The 17,657-nt window shown below is 70.4% G+C and carries 17 protein-coding genes; all 17 read right to left on the reverse strand.

The genetic code is table 11. The features are described 5' to 3' along the window. Positions 1 to 123 precede the first annotated feature (123 nt). Complete coding sequence (locus tag ACIRQF_RS18515; protein ID WP_382480412.1) at positions 124 to 939, reverse strand: F0F1 ATP synthase subunit delta; 816 nt, start codon at positions 937 to 939, stop codon at positions 124 to 126. Beyond that, the gene (locus tag ACIRQF_RS18520; RefSeq protein ID WP_365338264.1) at positions 936 to 1,481 is read right to left on the reverse strand and encodes a F0F1 ATP synthase subunit B; all 546 of its coding nucleotides are present in this window, start codon (positions 1,479 to 1,481) and stop codon (positions 936 to 938) included. The genes ACIRQF_RS18515 and ACIRQF_RS18520 overlap by 4 nt, the downstream gene beginning before the upstream one ends. Positions 1,482 to 1,522: 41 nt before the next feature. Continuing rightward, a complete protein-coding gene (gene atpE / locus ACIRQF_RS18525) occupies positions 1,523 to 1,756 on the reverse strand; it encodes an ATP synthase F0 subunit C (protein WP_010474382.1) in 234 nt (77 codons plus the stop codon). Between the two features lie 92 nt (positions 1,757 to 1,848). Further along, entirely contained in the window at positions 1,849 to 2,658 is an 810-nt protein-coding gene (atpB, locus tag ACIRQF_RS18530) for a F0F1 ATP synthase subunit A (RefSeq protein ID WP_376632448.1), read from the reverse strand. A gap of 225 nt (positions 2,659 to 2,883) precedes the next feature. After that, a complete protein-coding gene (locus ACIRQF_RS18535) occupies positions 2,884 to 3,297 on the reverse strand; it encodes a hypothetical protein (protein ID WP_376632446.1) in 414 nt (137 codons plus the stop codon). Between the two features lie 262 nt (positions 3,298 to 3,559). After that, a complete protein-coding gene (locus ACIRQF_RS18540) occupies positions 3,560 to 4,858 on the reverse strand; it encodes an MraY family glycosyltransferase (protein WP_389752573.1) in 1,299 nt (432 codons plus the stop codon). Between the two features lie 107 nt (positions 4,859 to 4,965). Continuing rightward, positions 4,966 to 6,213 carry a serine hydroxymethyltransferase gene (gene glyA / locus ACIRQF_RS18545; RefSeq protein WP_404093344.1) on the reverse strand — a complete coding sequence of 416 codons (1,248 nt, stop codon included), beginning with the start codon at positions 6,211 to 6,213 and terminating at the stop codon, positions 4,966 to 4,968. Between the two features lie 272 nt (positions 6,214 to 6,485). Next, the gene (locus tag ACIRQF_RS18550) at positions 6,486 to 7,139 is read right to left on the reverse strand and encodes a protein-tyrosine-phosphatase (protein WP_376632440.1); all 654 of its coding nucleotides are present in this window, start codon (positions 7,137 to 7,139) and stop codon (positions 6,486 to 6,488) included. After that, entirely contained in the window at positions 7,136 to 7,783 is a 648-nt protein-coding gene (locus ACIRQF_RS18555) for an L-threonylcarbamoyladenylate synthase (protein WP_376632438.1), read from the reverse strand. Before ACIRQF_RS18555 ends, ACIRQF_RS18550 begins: the two co-directional genes overlap by 4 nt. A gap of 34 nt (positions 7,784 to 7,817) precedes the next feature. After that, on the reverse strand, positions 7,818 to 8,663 hold the full coding sequence (gene prmC / locus ACIRQF_RS18560) for a peptide chain release factor N(5)-glutamine methyltransferase (protein WP_376632436.1): 846 nt from the start codon (positions 8,661 to 8,663) through the stop codon (positions 7,818 to 7,820). Between the two features lie 39 nt (positions 8,664 to 8,702). Continuing rightward, positions 8,703 to 9,779 carry a peptide chain release factor 1 gene (gene prfA, locus ACIRQF_RS18565; protein ID WP_376632434.1) on the reverse strand — a complete coding sequence of 359 codons (1,077 nt, stop codon included), beginning with the start codon at positions 9,777 to 9,779 and terminating at the stop codon, positions 8,703 to 8,705. Between the two features lie 97 nt (positions 9,780 to 9,876). Then, positions 9,877 to 10,101: a 50S ribosomal protein L31 gene (gene rpmE, locus ACIRQF_RS18570; protein WP_030761597.1), complete on the reverse strand. Its 225-nt coding sequence runs from the start codon at positions 10,099 to 10,101 to the stop codon at positions 9,877 to 9,879. A 241-nt stretch (positions 10,102 to 10,342) separates the two neighbouring features. Beyond that, positions 10,343 to 11,434: an LCP family protein gene (locus tag ACIRQF_RS18575; protein ID WP_389752577.1), complete on the reverse strand. Its 1,092-nt coding sequence runs from the start codon at positions 11,432 to 11,434 to the stop codon at positions 10,343 to 10,345. Between the two features lie 208 nt (positions 11,435 to 11,642). Further along, entirely contained in the window at positions 11,643 to 13,670 is a 2,028-nt protein-coding gene (gene rho, locus ACIRQF_RS18580) for a transcription termination factor Rho (protein ID WP_376632430.1), read from the reverse strand. Between the two features lie 421 nt (positions 13,671 to 14,091). After that, a complete protein-coding gene (gene thrB / locus ACIRQF_RS18585; protein ID WP_382480425.1) occupies positions 14,092 to 15,009 on the reverse strand; it encodes a homoserine kinase in 918 nt (305 codons plus the stop codon). A 273-nt stretch (positions 15,010 to 15,282) separates the two neighbouring features. Further along, the gene (gene thrC / locus ACIRQF_RS18590; protein ID WP_382480427.1) at positions 15,283 to 16,353 is read right to left on the reverse strand and encodes a threonine synthase; all 1,071 of its coding nucleotides are present in this window, start codon (positions 16,351 to 16,353) and stop codon (positions 15,283 to 15,285) included. A gap of 7 nt (positions 16,354 to 16,360) precedes the next feature. Further along, complete coding sequence (locus ACIRQF_RS18595) at positions 16,361 to 17,653, reverse strand: homoserine dehydrogenase (protein ID WP_376632424.1); 1,293 nt, start codon at positions 17,651 to 17,653, stop codon at positions 16,361 to 16,363. Positions 17,654 to 17,657 lie beyond the last annotated feature (4 nt).

Consider the following 17,657-nt stretch of genomic DNA (forward strand, 5'->3'; position numbering starts at 1 on the left):
CCTGCTCTCCTTGTTGGGCCCGAAGTTTCTTAAGGGGTCTGGGGGCCGACCCCCAGGAATCTTCTGCAATCTCTGCACGGCCCAACCGGGCCGCTGGTGATGCTTTTTGACTTGTGGCCGAGGTCAGCCGGCCAGTCGCCGGGTCGCCTCGTCGAGGCGCTCGGCGATGGTGCCGTCGATGACCTCGTCGCCCACACGCACCGTGATCCCGCCGAGGACCGTGGGGTCCACGTCCAGGTTCAGGTGCATCTGGCGGCCGTACAGCTTGGCCAGCACGGCGCCGAGGCGCTGCTTCTGTGCGTCGCTCAGCGGCACCGCCGAGGTGACGACGGCGACCATCCGGTCCCGGCGCGCCGCAGCGAGCTTGGACAGGGACTCGAGTCCCGCTTCCAGGCTACGTCCACGCGGCTGGGTCACCAGACGGACGACCAGGCGCTCGGTGACGGGGTTCGCCTTGCCACCCAGCAGGCTGCTCAGCAGCTCGCCCTTGGCGGAGGCCTTCGCGGTCTTGTCCGTCAGCGCCGAGCGGAGCTCGGGGCTGGAGGAGACGATCCGGCCGAAGCGGAACAGCTCGTCCTCGACGTCGTCGAGAACGCCCGCCTTCTGGGCGGCGGTGAGGTCGGCGATGTTCGCCAGCTCCTCGATGCCGTCCACCAGATCACGCGACTGCGACCAGCGCGAGCGGACCATCCCGGAGACCACGTCGACGGCCTCGCCGCCCACCTGACCCGAGAGGAGTCGCTGCGCGAGCGCGGCCTTGGCCTCACCCGACTGCGCGGGGTCGGTCAGGACCCGGCGCAGCGACACCTCGCGGTGGAGCAGCGCGGTGACCGCGGCCAGCTCACCGGCGAGCTTCGCCGCGTCGACCGACGTGTTGTCGGTCAGCGCGTCGAGGGCTTCGCGTGCGGCACCCAGTGCCTCGCGGCTCGCTCCGTTCATCGGACGGCCTCGGCCTTCTCCTCGAGCTCGTCGAGGAAGCGGTCGATGGTGCGGCTCTGGCGGGCGTGGTCCTCGAGGGACTCACCGACCAGCTTCGCGGCCAGGTCCGTGGCGAGCTTGCCGACGTCCTGACGCAGCGCGGCGGACGCGGCCTTCCGGTCGGCCTCGATCTGGGCGTGACCGGCGGCGACGATCTCCTCGCGCTGGCGCTGGCCTTCCGCCTTCATCTCCTGGATGATCGCGGTGCCCTGCTCCGTCGCCTCCTGGCGGAGACGCGCGGCTTCGTGGCGGGCCTCGGCGAGCTGAGCCTTGTACTGCTCCAGCACACTCTGAGCCTCGATCTGGGCCGACTCGGCCTTCTCGATGCCACCCTCGATGGCCTCACGACGCTCGTCCAGAACCTTGTTGATGTTCGGGAGGAGCTTCTTGGCGAGGAAGCCGAAGACGATGACGAAGGCGATCAGGCCGATGACGAGCTCGTCGAGATGCGGGATGAGCGGAGGCTGCTCCTCCGCCGCTTCCGCAAGAAGCAGAGCGTTCACATCAGTGCCTTCCGTAAAAAGGGTCGGGCTGTCGGTCCGGCTTACTTGTAGACGAAGCCCATGACGATGCCGATGAGGGCGAGCGCCTCACAGAAGGCGAAACCCATGATCTGGTTGGTACGGATCAGGCCGGCCGCCTCGGGCTGACGGGCGAGGGCCTGGGTGCCGTTACCGAAGATGATGCCGACGCCGACGCCGGGGCCGATGGCCGCGAGGCCGTAGCCGATCGAGGCGACGTTTCCGTTGACGGCGGCGAGAGTCTCGAGAGCGGACATGCCGGTTCTTCCTTCTCTTTCAAGGACCCGGTGGGGGTTGGCCACCGGACGACTGTGGGTAAAGGGGTGAGTGGTGCTGCTGCCGGGCCGGCTCAGTGGTGCTCGGAGAGCGCGCCCTGGACGTAGCTGCAGGCCAGGAGGACGAAGACGTACGCCTGGACGGCCTGGATGAAGAGCTCGAAGGCGGTCATCACGATGACCATCACGAACGAGGCGCCGGCGTAGACGAAGCCGATCCCGTTCATGAGGTACCAGGTGGCCAGCGAGAACATCACGATCAGCAGGTGACCGGCGAACATGTTCGCGAACAGTCGGACCGCGTGCGTGAAGGGCCGGATGAGCAGGTTCGAGAAGAACTCGAGCACCACGACCAGGGGGAGGATCGGGCCGAGCGACTTGTCGTAGCCGACGATGTTCTTCCAGCCGCCCACGAAGCCGTGCTTCTTGAAGGTCAGCGAGATCCAGAGCACGTAGACGATCAGCGCGAGGGCCGCCGGGAAGGCGATCAGCGAGGTGACCGGGAACTGGGCGACCGGGACGATCGACCACAGGTTCATGATCCAGACGAAGAAGAACATCGAGACCATGAAGGGGACGTACTTCTCGCCGTCCCTCTTGCCGATGATCTCGTAGACGATGCCGCGGCGGACGAAGTCGTAGCCGGCCTCGCCGACCATCTGCATCTTGCCGGGGATCAGCTTCGGCTTGTTGAACGCGGCCCAGAAGAAGCCGACGACCACGATCGAGCCCAGGATGGCGAGCAGCATCGGCTTGGTGAAGTCGAAGCTGCCCACGGTGAAGATGGGCTCGTACATGAACGTGTGCAGCCCCGGCGCCGGGAAGCCACATCCGGTGAAGATGTGGCAATCCGGGTCGAAGGCAAGCGTCTGGTCAGCACTCACCGCGGGCTCCTTCAGCGTGGCGCATAGGTACGGCAACCTCGTTGTGTCGGCGCGGCACGCAGCCGCGGGTCGGCACTGGACTGGTCTTACGGATAAGGGGGCGGCGGTTCGGCATCGAGCCTCGCGCTGGGACAGGCGCCGCTTCGGATGCCCGCGCCCGCAGTGCCGCAGTTGGCACCGGACGATAGCAGGAAGCCGAACGCGCCTTTATCCCGGCCCTACCCTTCACGACTTCGACCCCGTGTTCTCGGGGTCGACATACATGATCTTGGCCTTCATGTAGGCCCGGGCCTGGGCGGCGACCCACACGATGGTCGTGGCGAGCAGCGTGAAGGCGAAGGCCTTGAAGTCGAACGCCGAGGTGTCCTTCAGCAAGGCCAGGAAGATGAAGAGCACCAGCAGCTGGGCCGTGTAGAGCATGAGCCCCATGGCCTGGAACAACTGCGGGAGCTTCTTCGCCGTCCGCTGCAGAACCACCAGCCCGATGCCCATGAAGAGGAGTACCACCGCGGTGCCGACGACGGCGCCGAGCGCGCCCTTGCCACCGGCGACCACACCGCTGACGACCGTGGCGACTGCGCCTACGGCGGCGGTGGGGACTGCGGTGAGCAGCAGGGTGCGGGCGTCGTTGGACGGCATGGCGGTGTCTCCGCTTGCTGGAGGGGGCGATGGTGTCGTCATGGACGAGCGTAAGCCCGGTCCGAGGTGGGTCTCGGGGCCAACGGACCGTCGCACTACGGTCCTTCGGCACTGTCGCCGGGTCTCGTGAACCGTATCACAAACTATTTGAATAGGTCTTTACTCAGGGGGTGTGCCAACTGTCACACGTGAGAGTTACTCCGCGCGTGTGTGCACGACGGCGAGTCGGCTTGTCTGGTATTGGCCCCGGATGCGGCTTTCGTCAACCGCGCGCCCCGGCCTTACTCCGGTCGGTGAAGCGCGAACGGTGACCGATGGCGGTCGCCCCGTTGACCCCGGCGGGGACGGGCACCTTCTCCTCCTCGACGGCCGGCTCCGGTTCGGGAGCCGGCTTGCGGCGCCGGTAGCGCGGCGGGACGACCCCCTCCGCCCAGCGCGGGGCACGCGGCGTGAACCGCGGCAGCAGGAGCAGCACCAGACCGACCGCGCTCAGGAAGACCACGGCCAGCACGATCCACATCGACGTCGAGTGCACCGAGTAGGCCAGTGTGCCGAAGGCGATGAGCGCCGACCAGAAGTACATGATCAGCACGGCACGGCTGTGCGAGTGCCCGATCTCCAGGAGCCGGTGGTGCAGGTGGCCGCGGTCCGCGGCGAACGGCGACTGGCCCTTCCACGTACGGCGCACGATCGCCAGCACCAGGTCGGCCATCGGGATCGCGATGATGGTCAGCGGCAGCACCAGCGGGATGAAGACCGGCAGGGCCGCGTGCGTGGCCGCCTTCGTCGAACCCTCGAAGATCTTCAGCGCGTCCGGGTCGACCTGTCCCGTGATCGAGATGGCCGAGGCGGCCAGGATCAGACCGATCAGCATCGAGCCGGAGTCGCCCATGAAGATCCGCGCCGGGTGCATGTTGTGCGGCAGGAAGCCCAGGCACATGCCCATGAGGATCGCGGCGAACAGGGTCGCGGGGGCGGCCGCCTCGATCGTGTAGCCGAACCAGATCCGGTACGCGTAGAGGAAGAAGGCGGCGGCGGCGATGCAGACCATGCCGGCGGCGAGGCCGTCGAGGCCGTCGACGAAGTTCACGGCGTTGATGGTGAGCACGACCAGGGCGACGGTGAGCAGGGTGCCCTGCCACTGCGTGAGGGCGACCGTGCCGACACCGGGGATCGGCAGCCACAGGATCGTCAGGCCCTGCATGACCATCACGCCGGCGGAGATCATCTGTGCGCCGAGCTTGATCAGCGCGTCCAGCTCGAACTTGTCGTCGAGGACGCCGATCAGCCAGATCAGGGCCGCGCCGGAGAGCAGCGCCCGGGGCTCGTTGGACAGCTCGAAGACGCTGTTGAGGTTCTGCAGGTGGTCGGCGACGAGCAGTCCCGCGCAGAGGCCGAAGAACATGGCGATGCCACCGAGCCGCGGAGTCGGTTCTCGGTGTACGTCGCGGGCACGGATCTCCGGCATCGCCCCGGTCGCAATGGCGAACTTCCGCACCGGACCGGTCAGCAGATAGGTCACCGCGGCCGTGACACAGAGCGTCAGCAGGTAATCACGCACGGGCTGCCCCACAGGAATCGCTGGCCATCTCAGCCCCACACCCTAGCCGGGCCGTCCCCCTGGTTGAGGACACACGGGTGACCCGAACGGTTCCGGAGGGGGCGTCATTACCGGCCATACGGGGGAAATCGCCCGGCAAGCTCGCGTACTTCCGCACGTACCCGGGCCGTCTCCTCCGCGTCGTCACGCAGCGCGGAGGTGAACAACGCGGCGATCCGCGCGAGCTCCGGCGCCCCCATGCCCTGCGTCGTGACGGCCGCCGTCCCGAGCCGGACGCCCCGCCCGTCCCCGTACGGCAGCGCGCAGGTGTCGAGCACGATGCCGGCGGCGGCGAGCCGGGTGCGGGCGGACCGCCCGTCGACACCGAGCGGAGCCGGATCGGCGGTGATGAGATGCGTGTCCGTCCCGCCGGTGGTCAGCGCGAAGCCCTCGGCGGCGAGCGCGGCGGCGAGGACACGGGCGTTCTCCACCACCTGATGGGCGTAGGCCGTGAAGGCGGGGGTGGACGCCTCCCCGAAGGCGACCGCCTTGGCGGCGATGGTGTGCATCTGCGCGCCGCCCTGCGTGAACGGGAACACCGCCCGGTCCACCCGCTCGGCGAGCTCGGCCCCGCACAGGATCAGTCCGCCGCGGGGACCGCGCAGCACCTTGTGGGTGGTGCCGCACACGACGTCCGCGTACGGCACGGGGCTGGGAGCGGCCCCGCCGGCGATGAGCCCGAGGGGGTGGGCGGCGTCGGCGATGAGATAGGCACCGACCTCGTCGGCGATGTCGCGGAAGATCCCGTAGTCCAGGTGCCGCGGATACGAGATGGACCCGCAGACGATCGCCTTCGGCCGGTGGTGCCGGGCGAGCGCGGCGACCTGCTCGTAGTCGACGAGCCCCGTCTCGGCGTCGACGCCGTACGGCACGAAGTCGAACCAGCGCCCGGAGAAGTTGGCCGGCGACCCGTGCGTGAGGTGCCCGCCGTACGCGAGCCCCATGGCCAGCACGGTGTCCCCGGGACGCAGCAGCGCGGCGTAGGCGGCGAGCACGGCGGAGGACCCGGAATGCGGTTGCACGTTCGCGTGCTCGGCCCCGAACAGTGAGGTCGCCCGCTCGACGGCGATCCGCTCGACGGCGTCGACGTACTCGCAGCCACCGTGGTAGCGCGCTCCCGGGTACCCCTCGGCGTACTTGTTGGCGAGCTGCGACCCGAGCACGGCGAGCACGGCCGGCGAGGTGAAGTTCTCGGCGGCGATCAGCTGCAGACTGTCCGCCTGTCGCCGCGCCTCCCCGAGCAGCACGTCGGCGACCTGGGGGTCCTGCCGGCGCAGGACGTCGAGCTCGTCTTCGGGAGGCGCGGTCACGGGCATGGGGCACTCCGAGCGGTGAGTATGACCAGAAACCCACTGTAGGCACGCAGAACCGCCCCCGCTCCCCCAGTGACCCACCCGGACCACCCACCCCGGGGAAGGCCGCCGACGCGGCCCGGGGACGGCCGCAGGGGCGTCCCCGGGCGCGACGGGGACGCGGGGACGCGGGGTCCCCGCGTGACGGGGACGCGCCGGATCAGCGCCGCGGTGTGAGGGAGGCCAGCGCCTCGGCGGGGCGGGCCCGGATCGGCGCCCCGCAGACGGGACGCCGGTCAGCGCCGCGCCGGGACCCCCGTCAGTGCCGTCACCACGGGGTCCAGCGCCTGCTGGATCTCGTCGCCGATAGAGCGGAAGAACGTGATCGGGGCCCCGTACGGATCGTTCACCTCGTCCGCCTCCGCCGACGGGGCCAGGAGCCACCCGCGTAGAGCGGCGGCGGCGCGCACCAGGGCGCGGGCGCGGTCGACGGTGCCGTGGGCGCCCTTCGGGTCGGGAAGCGTGGCGGGATCTATGGCCCGGACGAGGCGGGTGAACTCCTTCAGGGTGAAGGTCCGCAGACCCGCCGAGTGGCCCATCGAGATGACCTGCGCACGGTGGTCGCGGGTCGCGGTGAGCACCAGGTCGGCACGGATGACGTGCTCGTCGAGCAGCTCACGGCCCATGAAGCCGCTGGAGTCCGCGCCGAAGTCCGCGAGCACCAGCTCCGCGTTGGTCTCCATCGGGGCGCCCTCGTGGCCCCAGGTGCCCGCGCTCTCCACGACCAGGCCGCCGCCCAGGGGGTCCCCGAGGCGGTCGATCAGGGCATGGCGGGTCAGCCGCTCGGTGATCGGCGAGCGGCAGACGTTGCCGGTGCTGACGTGGAGGATGCGGAAGGTACTGCCGTCGTGCTCGTGCCCCGCTATGCCACGCCCCTCAGGGGCGGTCAATTCGCCACCTCGAGGTCGGGTACCACCTTCCGGAGCTCCTCCGCGGACAGCGCGCCCTCGCGCAGCAGCACCGGGACCTTGCCCGTCACGTCGACGATGGACGAGGGGACGATGCCGGGCGTGGGCCCGCCGTCGAGGTACACGGAGACGGAGTCGCCGAGCATGCCCTGCGCCGCGTCGCAGTCCTCCGGAGACGGGTGCCCGGTGAGGTTCGCCGAGGAGACGGCCATCGGGCCGACCTCGGTGAGCAGCTCGATCGCGACCGGGTGCAGCGGCATCCGGATCGCGACGGTGCCGCGGGTGTCACCCAGGTCCCACTGCAGCGACGGCTGGTGCTTGGCCACCAGCGTCAGCGCACCCGGCCAGAACGCGTCGACGAGCTCCCACGCCATCTCGGAGAAGTCCGTGACCAGGCCGTGGAGGGTGTTCGGGGAGCCGATGAGGACGGGCGTGGGCATGTTGCGGCCCCGCCCCTTGGCGGCGAGGAGGTCCGCGACGGCCTCCGAGCTGAAGGCGTCCGCCCCGATCCCGTACACCGTGTCGGTGGGGAGCACGACCAGCTCGCCGCGGCGTACGGCGGACGCGGCCTCACGCAGACCCGTCGCCCGGTCCGTCGCCTCGTTGCAGTCGTATCGCCGAGCCATCAGTCCCGGTCCTCCTCGTACACGTCGTGCCTGGTCATGGTGTGGCCTTGCGGGCGGTCGCGAAGCGCGGCCGGTTGTTCAGGTCGGGGTGGTCGGCGGCGTCGGTCCAGCCGGCCTCCTCGTTGAAGATCCACGGCACCTGGCCGCCCTGCGTGTCCGCGTGCTCGATGACGACGAGCCCGCCGGGCCGCAGCAGCCGGTGCGCGGTGCGTTCGATGCCCCGGATCGTGTCGAGGCCGTCCTCGCCGGAGAAGAGGGCCATCTCCGGGTCGTGGTCGCGGGCCTCGGGAGCGACGTACTCCCACTCGGTGAGCGGGATGTAGGGCGGGTTGGAGATCACCAGGTCGACCTGGCCGTCGAGCTCCGGCAGCGCGGTCAGCGCGTCGCCCTGGTGGACGGTGACGCGCGAGTCCTCGGCGTTCTTCCGGGTCCACACCAGCGCGTCGTCGGAGAGCTCCACCGCGTGCACGCGCGAGCGCGGCACCTCCTGGGCCATGGCGAGCGCGATGGCGCCGGAGCCGGTGCACAGGTCGACGATGAGCGGCTCGACGACGTCCATCGCCCGTACGGCGTCTATGGCCCAGCCGACGACCGACTCGGTCTCGGGGCGCGGCACGAAGACGCCGGGGCCGACCTGCAGCTCCAGATAGCGGAAGAAGGCCCGGCCGGTGATGTGCTGGAGGGGCTCGCGCGCCTCGCGGCGCGCGATGGCCTCCCAGTAGCGGGCGTCGAAGTCCGCGTCCTTGACGTTGTGCAGCTCCCCCCGCTTGACGCCGTGCACGAACGCGGCGAGCTCCTCGGCGTCGAAACGCGGTGAGGGAACGCCGGCGTCGGCCAGCCGCTGGGTGGCCTGGGCCACCTCGGCAAGCAGCAGGTTCACGCTGGTCCTCCGTGGTGCGGGTGGGGGCTGTACGGGGTGTTACGCCGCGGCGAGCTTGGCCGCGGAGTCGGCGTCCACGCAGGCCTGGATGACCGCGTCGAGCTCGCCGTCGAGCACCTGGTCCAAGTTGTACGCCTTGAAGCCGACGCGGTGGTCCGAGATGCGGTTCTCCGGGAAGTTGTACGTACGGATCTTCTCGGAGCGGTCGACGGTGCGGACCTGGCTGCGCCGGGCGTCGGCGGCCTCGGCCTCGGCCTTCTCCTGCGCGGCGGCGAGCAGCCGGGAGCGGAGGATGCGCATGGCCTGCTCCTTGTTCTGGAGCTGGCTCTTCTCGTTCTGGCAGGAGGCGACGATGCCGGTCGGCAGGTGCGTGATGCGGACGGCGGAGTCGGTCGTGTTGACGGACTGGCCACCGGGGCCGGACGAGCGGTAGACGTCGATGCGCAGGTCGTTGGCGTGGATCTCGACCTCGACCTCCTCGGCCTCCGGCGTGACGAGCACGCCGGCCGCGGAGGTGTGGATGCGGCCCTGCGACTCGGTGGCGGGCACGCGCTGCACGCGGTGCACCCCGCCCTCGTACTTGAGTCGCGCCCAGACGCCCTGGCCGGGCTCGGTGGCGCCGTTGCCGCCCTTGGTCTTCACGGCGACCTGGACGTCCTTGTAGCCGCCGAGCTCGGACTCGGTGGAGTCGATGATCTCGGTCTTCCAGCCGACCCGCTCGGCGTACCGCAGGTACATGCGGAGCAGGTCACCGGCGAACAGGGCGGACTCGTCGCCGCCGGCGCCGGCCTTGATCTCCAGGATGACGTCCTTGTCGTCGCTGGGGTCGCGCGGGACGAGCAGCAGCCGCAGCTTCTCGGTCAGCTCCTCGCGCTGCTTCTCCAGCTCCTTGACCTCGGCGGCGAAGTCGGGGTCTTCGTGCATCAGCTCGCGCGCCGTCTCGATGTCGTCACCGGTCTGCTTCCAGGAGCGGAAGGTGGCGACGATCGGGGTCAGCTCCGCGTACCGCTTGTTCAGCTTGCGCGCGTTGGCCTGGTCGGCGTGAACCGAAGGGTCGGCGAGCTTCTTCTCGAGGCCGGCGTGCTCGCCGACCAGTTCCTCGACCGCCTCGAACATCGGGGGCTCCTGGGTTTTCGTAAGTTGCTACGGGACGGCAAAGCGCCGGTCCCGGCCGCCCCGCGCAGGGGCAGCCGACGACCGGCGCAGTGGCTCGCTACTTCTTGGCGGAGCCGGCAGCCTTGCCGAAGCGGGCCTCGAAGCGGGCAACGCGGCCGCCGGTGTCGAGGATCTTCTGCTTGCCCGTGTAGAACGGGTGGCACTCGGAGCAGACCTCGGCACGGATGGTGCCCTCGGTCAGGGTGCTACGGGTGGTGAACGACGCGCCACAGGTGCAGCTGACCTGGGTCTCGACGTACTCGGGGTGGATCTCGCGCTTCAAGGTGTCTCCTAGTTTCGGGAGGGCTCCGGGTCGCCCGTGCGGGATGCACATGCGTGAACCGGGGCCGACGTACCAGTCTGCCAGGACCGGCCGCATCTCCCAAAACCGGGGTCGGGCCGGAACTATTCCTGACCGATTCCGGGCAGCGTCCGGGCGGCCTCGGGGCTGCTTTCGGATCACTTCCGGATCACATCCGGATCGCTGCGGGAGCGCGGGCGGGAGCGCAGGGAGCGCTCGGGGGCTACTTCACGAGGCCCTGGGCCTGTCCGGTGGCCGCGTTCCGCGTCGCCGCGGCGGGGATCGCCCGGTCCGCCTTCAGGGCCGCCCAGACCTGCCTGGCCTGGGCCTCCAGGGGCACGACGCGGTTGGGGTCCCGCGGGTCGTACTCGACGGGCAGGGTGACCATGTGGACGTCCTTGGCTCCGATGCCGGAGAGCCCCTTGGCGAAGCCCATCAGCTCGTTGACGGAGTCGAGTTCGGAGTCGGGGGTGATGGCCTTGGTGGCGGTGTCCGCGAGGTCCAGCAGCTTCTTGGGGCTGGAGAGGACGCCGACGCTCTTCACCTGCTCGATGAAGGCCTTCATGAAGGCCTGCTGGAGCTGGATGCGTCCGAGGTCGCTGCCGTCGCCGACGCTCTTGCGGGTGCGGACCAGGCCGAGGGACTGCTCGCCGTCGAGGGTGTGCGTGCCCGGTTCGAGGTCGAGGTGGCTCTTGGAGTCCTTGATGGGCCTGGTCGTGGTGATCTCGACGCCGCCGAGCCGGTCGATGAGCTTCGTGAAGCCGGTGAAGTCGACCTCGATGTAGTGGTCCATGCGGATGCCGGACATCGCCTCGACCGTCTTGACCGCGCAGGCGGGCCCGCCGACCTCGTACGCCGTGTTGAACATCGCCCGGTGCTCGGCGGCGACGGTGCCGCCCTTGCCGTCGGTGCAGGCCGGGCGGTCGATCAGGGTGTCGCGCGGGACGGAGACCACGGAGGCCTTCTTGTGGCCCTCGTAGACGTGGACGACCATCGCGGTGTCGGAGCGGGCGGCGCCCTCGTCCCTGCCGTACGCGCCGTTGGCGCCGGAGCGGGAGTCGGAACCGAGGACGAGGATGTCCATCGAGCCGTTGTCGACGTTCTCGGGGCGGTCCTTGCCGAGCTGCCCGTTGATGTCGACGCCCTGGAGGTTGCCGTTGAGCTTGACGTACACGTAACCGAGCCCGGAACCGCCGACGAGGACGAGCGCCGCGGCACCCCACGCGGCGACGGTCGCTGCGCGGCGGCCCTTGGCGGCCGGCTTGCGGCGGCGGCCGGTGGCCCGTATTCGGCCGCTCTTGTTCTGCTCGCTCATCGTCTTCCCTCAGCCCTATGGTTCACCTTGTGTGACGGCAAAGCACCCGAAAGGGTTGCATGGGCGCCTGTGAGGTTTCGATGAGCGACGGCCCGAAACGCGACTGCGCCCACCGTGCCGGGCACGGTGGGCGCAGTCGTTTGCGCAGGTCACGGCGAGGTCACACGATCAGCAATCGGTCTCTCGCGCTGTGACGGACGTCTCGGCGTCAGTCGTTGTTGCCGCCGGGCGTCGTCTTCTGGATCTGCAGCAGGAACTCGGCGTTCGACTTCGTCTGCTTGAGCTTGTCGAGCAGCAGCTCGATCGCCTGCTGCTGGTCGAGCGCGTGCAGCACCCGGCGCAGCTTCCAGGTGATGGAGAGCTCGTCGCTGCCGAGCAGGATCTCCTCCTTGCGCGTACCCGAGGCGTCGACGTCGACGGCCGGGAAGATGCGCTTGTCGGCGAGCTTCCGGTCGAGCTTGAGCTCCATGTTGCCGGTGCCCTTGAACTCCTCGAAGATCACCTCGTCCATGCGCGAGCCGGTGTCGACCAGCGCGGTGGCCAGGATGGTCAGCGAGCCGCCGTCCTCGATGTTCCGCGCGGCACCGAAGAAGCGCTTCGGCGGGTACAGCGCGGTCGAGTCGACACCACCGGACAGGATGCGGCCGGAGGCGGGCGCCGCGAGGTTGTACGCGCGGCCCAGGCGGGTGATCGAGTCGAGCAGGACGACGACGTCGTGACCCAGCTCCACGAGACGCTTGGCGCGCTCGATGGCGAGCTCGGCGACCGTGGTGTGGTCCTCGGCCGGGCGGTCGAAGGTCGAGGAGATGACCTCGCCCTTGACCGACCGCTGCATGTCGGTGACCTCTTCCGGACGCTCGTCGACCAGGACGACCATCAGGTGGCACTCGGGGTTGTTGTGGGTGATCGCGTTGGCGATCGCCTGCATGATCATGGTCTTGCCGGTCTTCGGCGGGGCCACGATCAGACCGCGCTGGCCCTTGCCGATCGGCGACACGAGGTCGATGATCCGCGTGGTCAGCACGCCCGGGTCGGTCTCCAGACGGAGGCGGTCCTGCGGGTACAGCGGGGTGAGCTTGTTGAACTCGGGGCGGCCGCGGCCGGACTCCGGCGCCATGCCGTTGACCGAGTCGAGGCGCACCAGCGCGTTGAACTTCTCGCGGCGCTCGCCCTCCTTCGGCTGGCGCACGGCACCGGTGACGTGGTCACCCTTGCGCAGACCGCTCTTGCGGACCTGGGCGAGCGAGACGTAGACGTCGTTCGGGCCGGGCAGGTAGCCGGAGGTCCGGATGAACGCGTAGTTGTCGAGGATGTCGAGGATGCCCGCGACGGGGATCAGCACGTCGTCGTCGGAGACCTGCGGCTCGCCGGCCGCGAAGTCGTCACGGCCACGACGGCCGCGACGGTCGCGGTAGCGCCCCCGGCGGCCGCGACGGCCGCCCTCGAAGTCGTCGTCGTCCTGCGGGCCGGCCTGCGGGCCGCCCTGCTGGCCCTGGGCACCCTGGCCCTGACCCTGACCCTGACGCTCCTTGCGCTGGCCGCCCTGGCCACCGCCCTGCTGCTCGTCGCCCTTGCCGCGGTCGCGCTGACGGTCACGGCGGTCGCGGCGGTCACCGCGCTCGCCCCGCTCGCCGCGGTCACGGCGACCGCGACCCTCGGCGGTGTCGACGGCGCCCTCGGCCTTGGCGTCGGCCTGCGTGTCGGTCTTGACCTCGGTACGGGCCTCGGTCTTGACGGCCTGCGCGGCCTCGGCCTTGGGCTCGGCACCCTCCGGCGAACCGGCGGGGGCGGTGGCACGCCGACGGCGGCGCTCGCCCGCGGGGGCGTCGTCGGAGGCCGGCTGACCGGGGATCTCGATCTGCTGCTGGGCGACCGGCTCGGCCTTCTCGGCCTTCGGCGCGGCCTCGGCGGTCTCGGCCGTACGCGCCTTCGACGTGGCGCGGCGCTTCGGCTTGGTCTCGGCGGCGTCGCCGGACTTGGCGGCGGGCGCGGCGGAGCCTCCGCCGGCCTGCGCCTCCTTGATGACCTCGATCAGCTGGCTCTTGCGCATCCGCGCGGTGCCCCTGATGCCGAGGCCGGACGCGACCTGCTGCAGCTCGGCCAGGACCATGCCCTCGAGGCCGGTGCCGGAGCGGCGGCGCCGTGCGGTGGTGCCAGTGGCAGCACCTTCGGCGGGCGCGGCGTTGTCGACACTGTTGTCGGCAGTCACGCCCATCAGATCGGTGGTGTCGCTCACGAAGGGTCCTTCCCTGGAGCGGACGTCGGCCATCTGGCTCGGCGACCGGTTGTGCTGTCCGGCAGCGGCCCTGCTTGGTGGACCGTGTCGGGGCGGTGGTCCCGCCGGGTACGGCGGAGAGAGAAATGCTGTGGGTCCGGCCCGAGCGCCCCCTGCTCGGCCCTCACCAAGAAGAAGAGCGAGGGGTGTCGTGCCGGTTCCGGAGCGTGCTCGAAACTGCTCAGGCAGGCTGCTCAGGCAGTGGAGGAGGCTCCCGGAAGAAATGGTGGTCCCGGAAGGGGACACTCAGCACCGCGCCGAAAGGCGTCGGGTGCAGACTTGAGGTTAACACTACCGGCTCCAACAAACATTCCCCCTCTCCGTCACCGGCAATCTCGTGTCCGCACGATCCCCGGCTCGGAGGGACCGTGCGGGAGGCCCGTCAGGGTGCGAGCGGCAGGACGCTCGCACCCGACACGTCGAGGTCGAGCCGGTTCGCGGCCCAGCCCTCGCCCGCGAGGAGGGCGACCTTGTCGGCCTGCCCCGGCTCCGCGAGCGCGAGCACCGTGGGGCCCGCTCCGGAGATGACCGCGGGCACGCCGTCCGACCGCAGCCGGTTCACCAGGGCGATGCTCTCCGGCATCGCGGGCGCCCGGTACTCCTGGTGCAGCCGGTCCTCGGTGGCCGCCAGCAGCAGTTCGGGGCGGCGGGTCAGGGCCTCGACGAGGAGGGCGGCGCGGCCGGCGTTGGCCGCGGCGTCCACGTGCGGGACGGTGCGCGGGAGCAGGCCGCGGGCGGTCTCGGTCAGCACGGGCTTCCCGGGCACGAAAACCACCGGAACGATGGAATCGGAGGGATCCATCCGGATCGCCCGCGCGGCACCGGCCTCGGTCCAGGCGAGGGTGAAGCCGCCGAGCAGACAGGCGGCGACGTTGTCGGGGTGACCCTCGATCTCGGTGGCGAGTTCCAGCAGGGCCGTCTCGTCGAGCCGGGCGTCCCCGCCTATGGTCACGGCGCGCGCGGCGACGATGCCGGCGCAGATGGCGGCGGAGGAGGAGCCGAGGCCGCGGCCGTGCGGGATGCGGTTGGCACAGACGACCTCGAGGCCGCGCGGCTGCCCGCCGAGCAGGTCGAAGGCCGTGCGCATCGAGCGGACGAGCAGGTGGCTCTCGTCGCGCGGGAGGTTGTCGGCGCCCTCCCCGGCGATGTCGATGTTCAGCCCGGAGTCGGCGACCCGGACGACGACGTCGTCGTAGAGCCCCAGCGACAGGCCGAAGGCGTCGAAGCCCGGGCCGAGGTTGGCGCTGGTGGCGGGAACGCGCACCCGTACGGCGGCGGCGCGGAAGGCGGGACCGGCCATCGCTCGATGACTCTCCTTGACTTGCGGGGATTCGTTCGGGGGGAGTGACTAGGGAAGTACGGGGAACCCGGGGGCCGTTCGCGCCTCACAGGCGACGACGGCAACGACACCGCGCATATGCGGCGGGGCGGGTTCGGTACAGCCTATCGAAGGAAGGTTCTGTGGCGACATAGGGCGCACGGGAGGCGCACGATGCGTGTCGCGCGCCAACCTGTGCGCCTATGTGGGTTCCTGATCGGGTTCGGCACCCGATCAGGAACCCGGGCGCTGATTTCAGGCCAGGCCGAGCCGCTCGGCAGCGGCCGCGGCGTCGACCGGGACGGTGACGGGCTGCGGGGCGCCCGCGACGGCCCAGTCGGGGTCCTTGAGGCCGTTGCCGGTGACCGTGCAGACGATGGTCTGACCCGGGTCGACCTTGCCCTGCGCGGCGGCCTTCAGCAGACCGGCGACCGAGGCGGCCGAGGCCGGCTCGACGAAGACGCCCTCCTGCGCGGCCAACAGGCGGTAGGCCTGCAGGATCTCACGGTCCGTCACCTCGTCGATGAAGCCGCCGGACTCGTCGCGCGCGGCGATGGCGTAGTCCCAGGAGGCCGGGTTGCCGATCCGGATCGCGGTGGCGATCGTCGACGGGTCCTTCACGACCTCGCCGCGCACGAGCGGCGCGGAGCCGGAGGCCTGGAAGCCCCACATGCGCGGGGTACGGGAGGCGACGCCGTCGGCGGCGTACTCCGTGTAGCCCTTCCAGTAGGCCGTGATGTTGCCGGCGTTGCCGACCGGGAGGACGTGGATGTCGGGGGCGTCGCCCAGCATGTCCACGATCTCGAAGGCGGCGGTCTTCTGACCCTCGATACGGACCGGGTTCACCGAATTGACCAGCGCCACCGGGTAGTTCTCGGAGAGCCCGCGGGCCAGCGTCAGGCAGTCGTCGAAGTTGCCGTCGACCTGGAGGATCTTCGCGCCGTGCACGAGGGCCTGGCCCATCTTGCCGAGCGCGATCTTGCCCCGGGGCACGAGGACGGCGGAGACCATCCCGGCACGCACCGCGTAGGCGGCGGCGGACGCCGAGGTGTTGCCGGTGGAGGCGCAGATGACGGCCTGCGCGCCCTCCTCCTTGGCCTTGGAGATGGCCATGGTCATGCCCCGGTCCTTGAAGGAGCCGGTGGGGTTGGCGCCCTCGACCTTGAGGTGCACCTCGCAGCCCGTGCGCTCGGACAGGACCTGAGCGGGGACGAGCGGCGTGCCGCCCTCACGGAGCGTGACGACCGGCGTCGTGTCCGTGACCGGAAGCCGGTCCCGGTACTCCTCGATGATGCCGCGCCACTGGTGGGTGCCCTTGCTGGTCATGGGTCCTTTACTCCCCTTCAACACGCATGATGCTGGCGACACCGCGCACGGTGTCGAGCTTGCGCAGCGCCTCGACGGTCCCGGAGAGGGCGGCGTCGGGCGCGCGGTGGGTGACGACGACGAGGGAGGCCTCGCCGTCCTTGCCCTGCTGGCGCACCGTATCGATGGATACGCCGTGCTCGGCGAAGACCGTCGCGACCTGGGCGAGCACGCCCGGCTTGTCGGCCACGTCGAGGCTGATGTGGTACCGCGTCACCACGTCGCCCATGGGGCTCACGGGCAGCTGGGTGTACGCGGACTCGCCGGGGCCGTTGGCCTCGTTGAGCTTGTTGCGGCACACGGCGACCAGGTCGCCGAGGACGGCCGAGGCGGTCGGCGCGCCGCCGGCCCCGGGGCCGTAGAACATGAGCCGCCCGGCGGCCTCCGCCTCGACGAAGACCGCGTTGTAGGCCTCGCGGACGGAGGCGAGCGGGTGGCTGAGCGGGATCATCGCCGGGTGCACGCGCGCGGTGACGGAGCCGCCGTCCGCGGCCCGCTCGCAGATGGCGAGCAGCTTGATGGTGCAGCCCATCTGCTTGGCGGAGGCGAAGTCGGCGGCGGTGACCTCGGTCATGCCTTCGCGGTACACGTCGTCGAGGCGCACGCGCGTGTGGAAGGCGATCCCGGCGAGGATGGCGGCCTTGGCGGCGGCGTCGAAGCCCTCGACGTCGGCGGTCGGGTCGGCCTCGGCGTAGCCGAGTGCGGTGGCCTCGTCCAGGGCCTCCTGGTAGCCGGCGCCGGTGGAGTCCATCTTGTCGAGGATGAAGTTCGTCGTGCCGTTGACGATGCCCATCACGCGGTTGATCTTGTCGCCGGCGAGCGACTCGCGCAGCGGCCGGATGAGCGGGATGGCCCCGGCGACCGCGGCCTCGTAGTACAGGTCCTGCCCGTGCTCCTGGGCCGCGGCGTACAGGCTCGCGCCGTCCTGGGCGAGCAGCGCCTTGTTCGCGGAGACGACGGAGGCGCCGTGCTCGAAGGCGGTGGTGATGAGGCCGCGGGCCGGCTCGATGCCGCCGATGACCTCGACGACGACGTCGATGTCCCCGCGTTTGACGAGGGCGGTCGCGTCGGTGGTGATCAGCTCGGCCGGGACTCCCCCGCGGGCCCTGTCGGGGCGGCGGACCGCGACGCCGGCGAGCTCGACCGGGGCGCCGATGCGCGCGGCGAGGTCGTCGGCGTGCGTCGTCATGATGCGCGCCACCTCTGAGCCGACCACTCCACAGCCCAGCAGCGCCACCTTCAGCGGACGCGTACGCATCATCCGA

It is taken from the genome of Streptomyces sp. NPDC101191 (assembly GCF_044767915.1).
Lineage (GTDB): Bacteria > Actinomycetota > Actinomycetes > Streptomycetales > Streptomycetaceae > Streptomyces.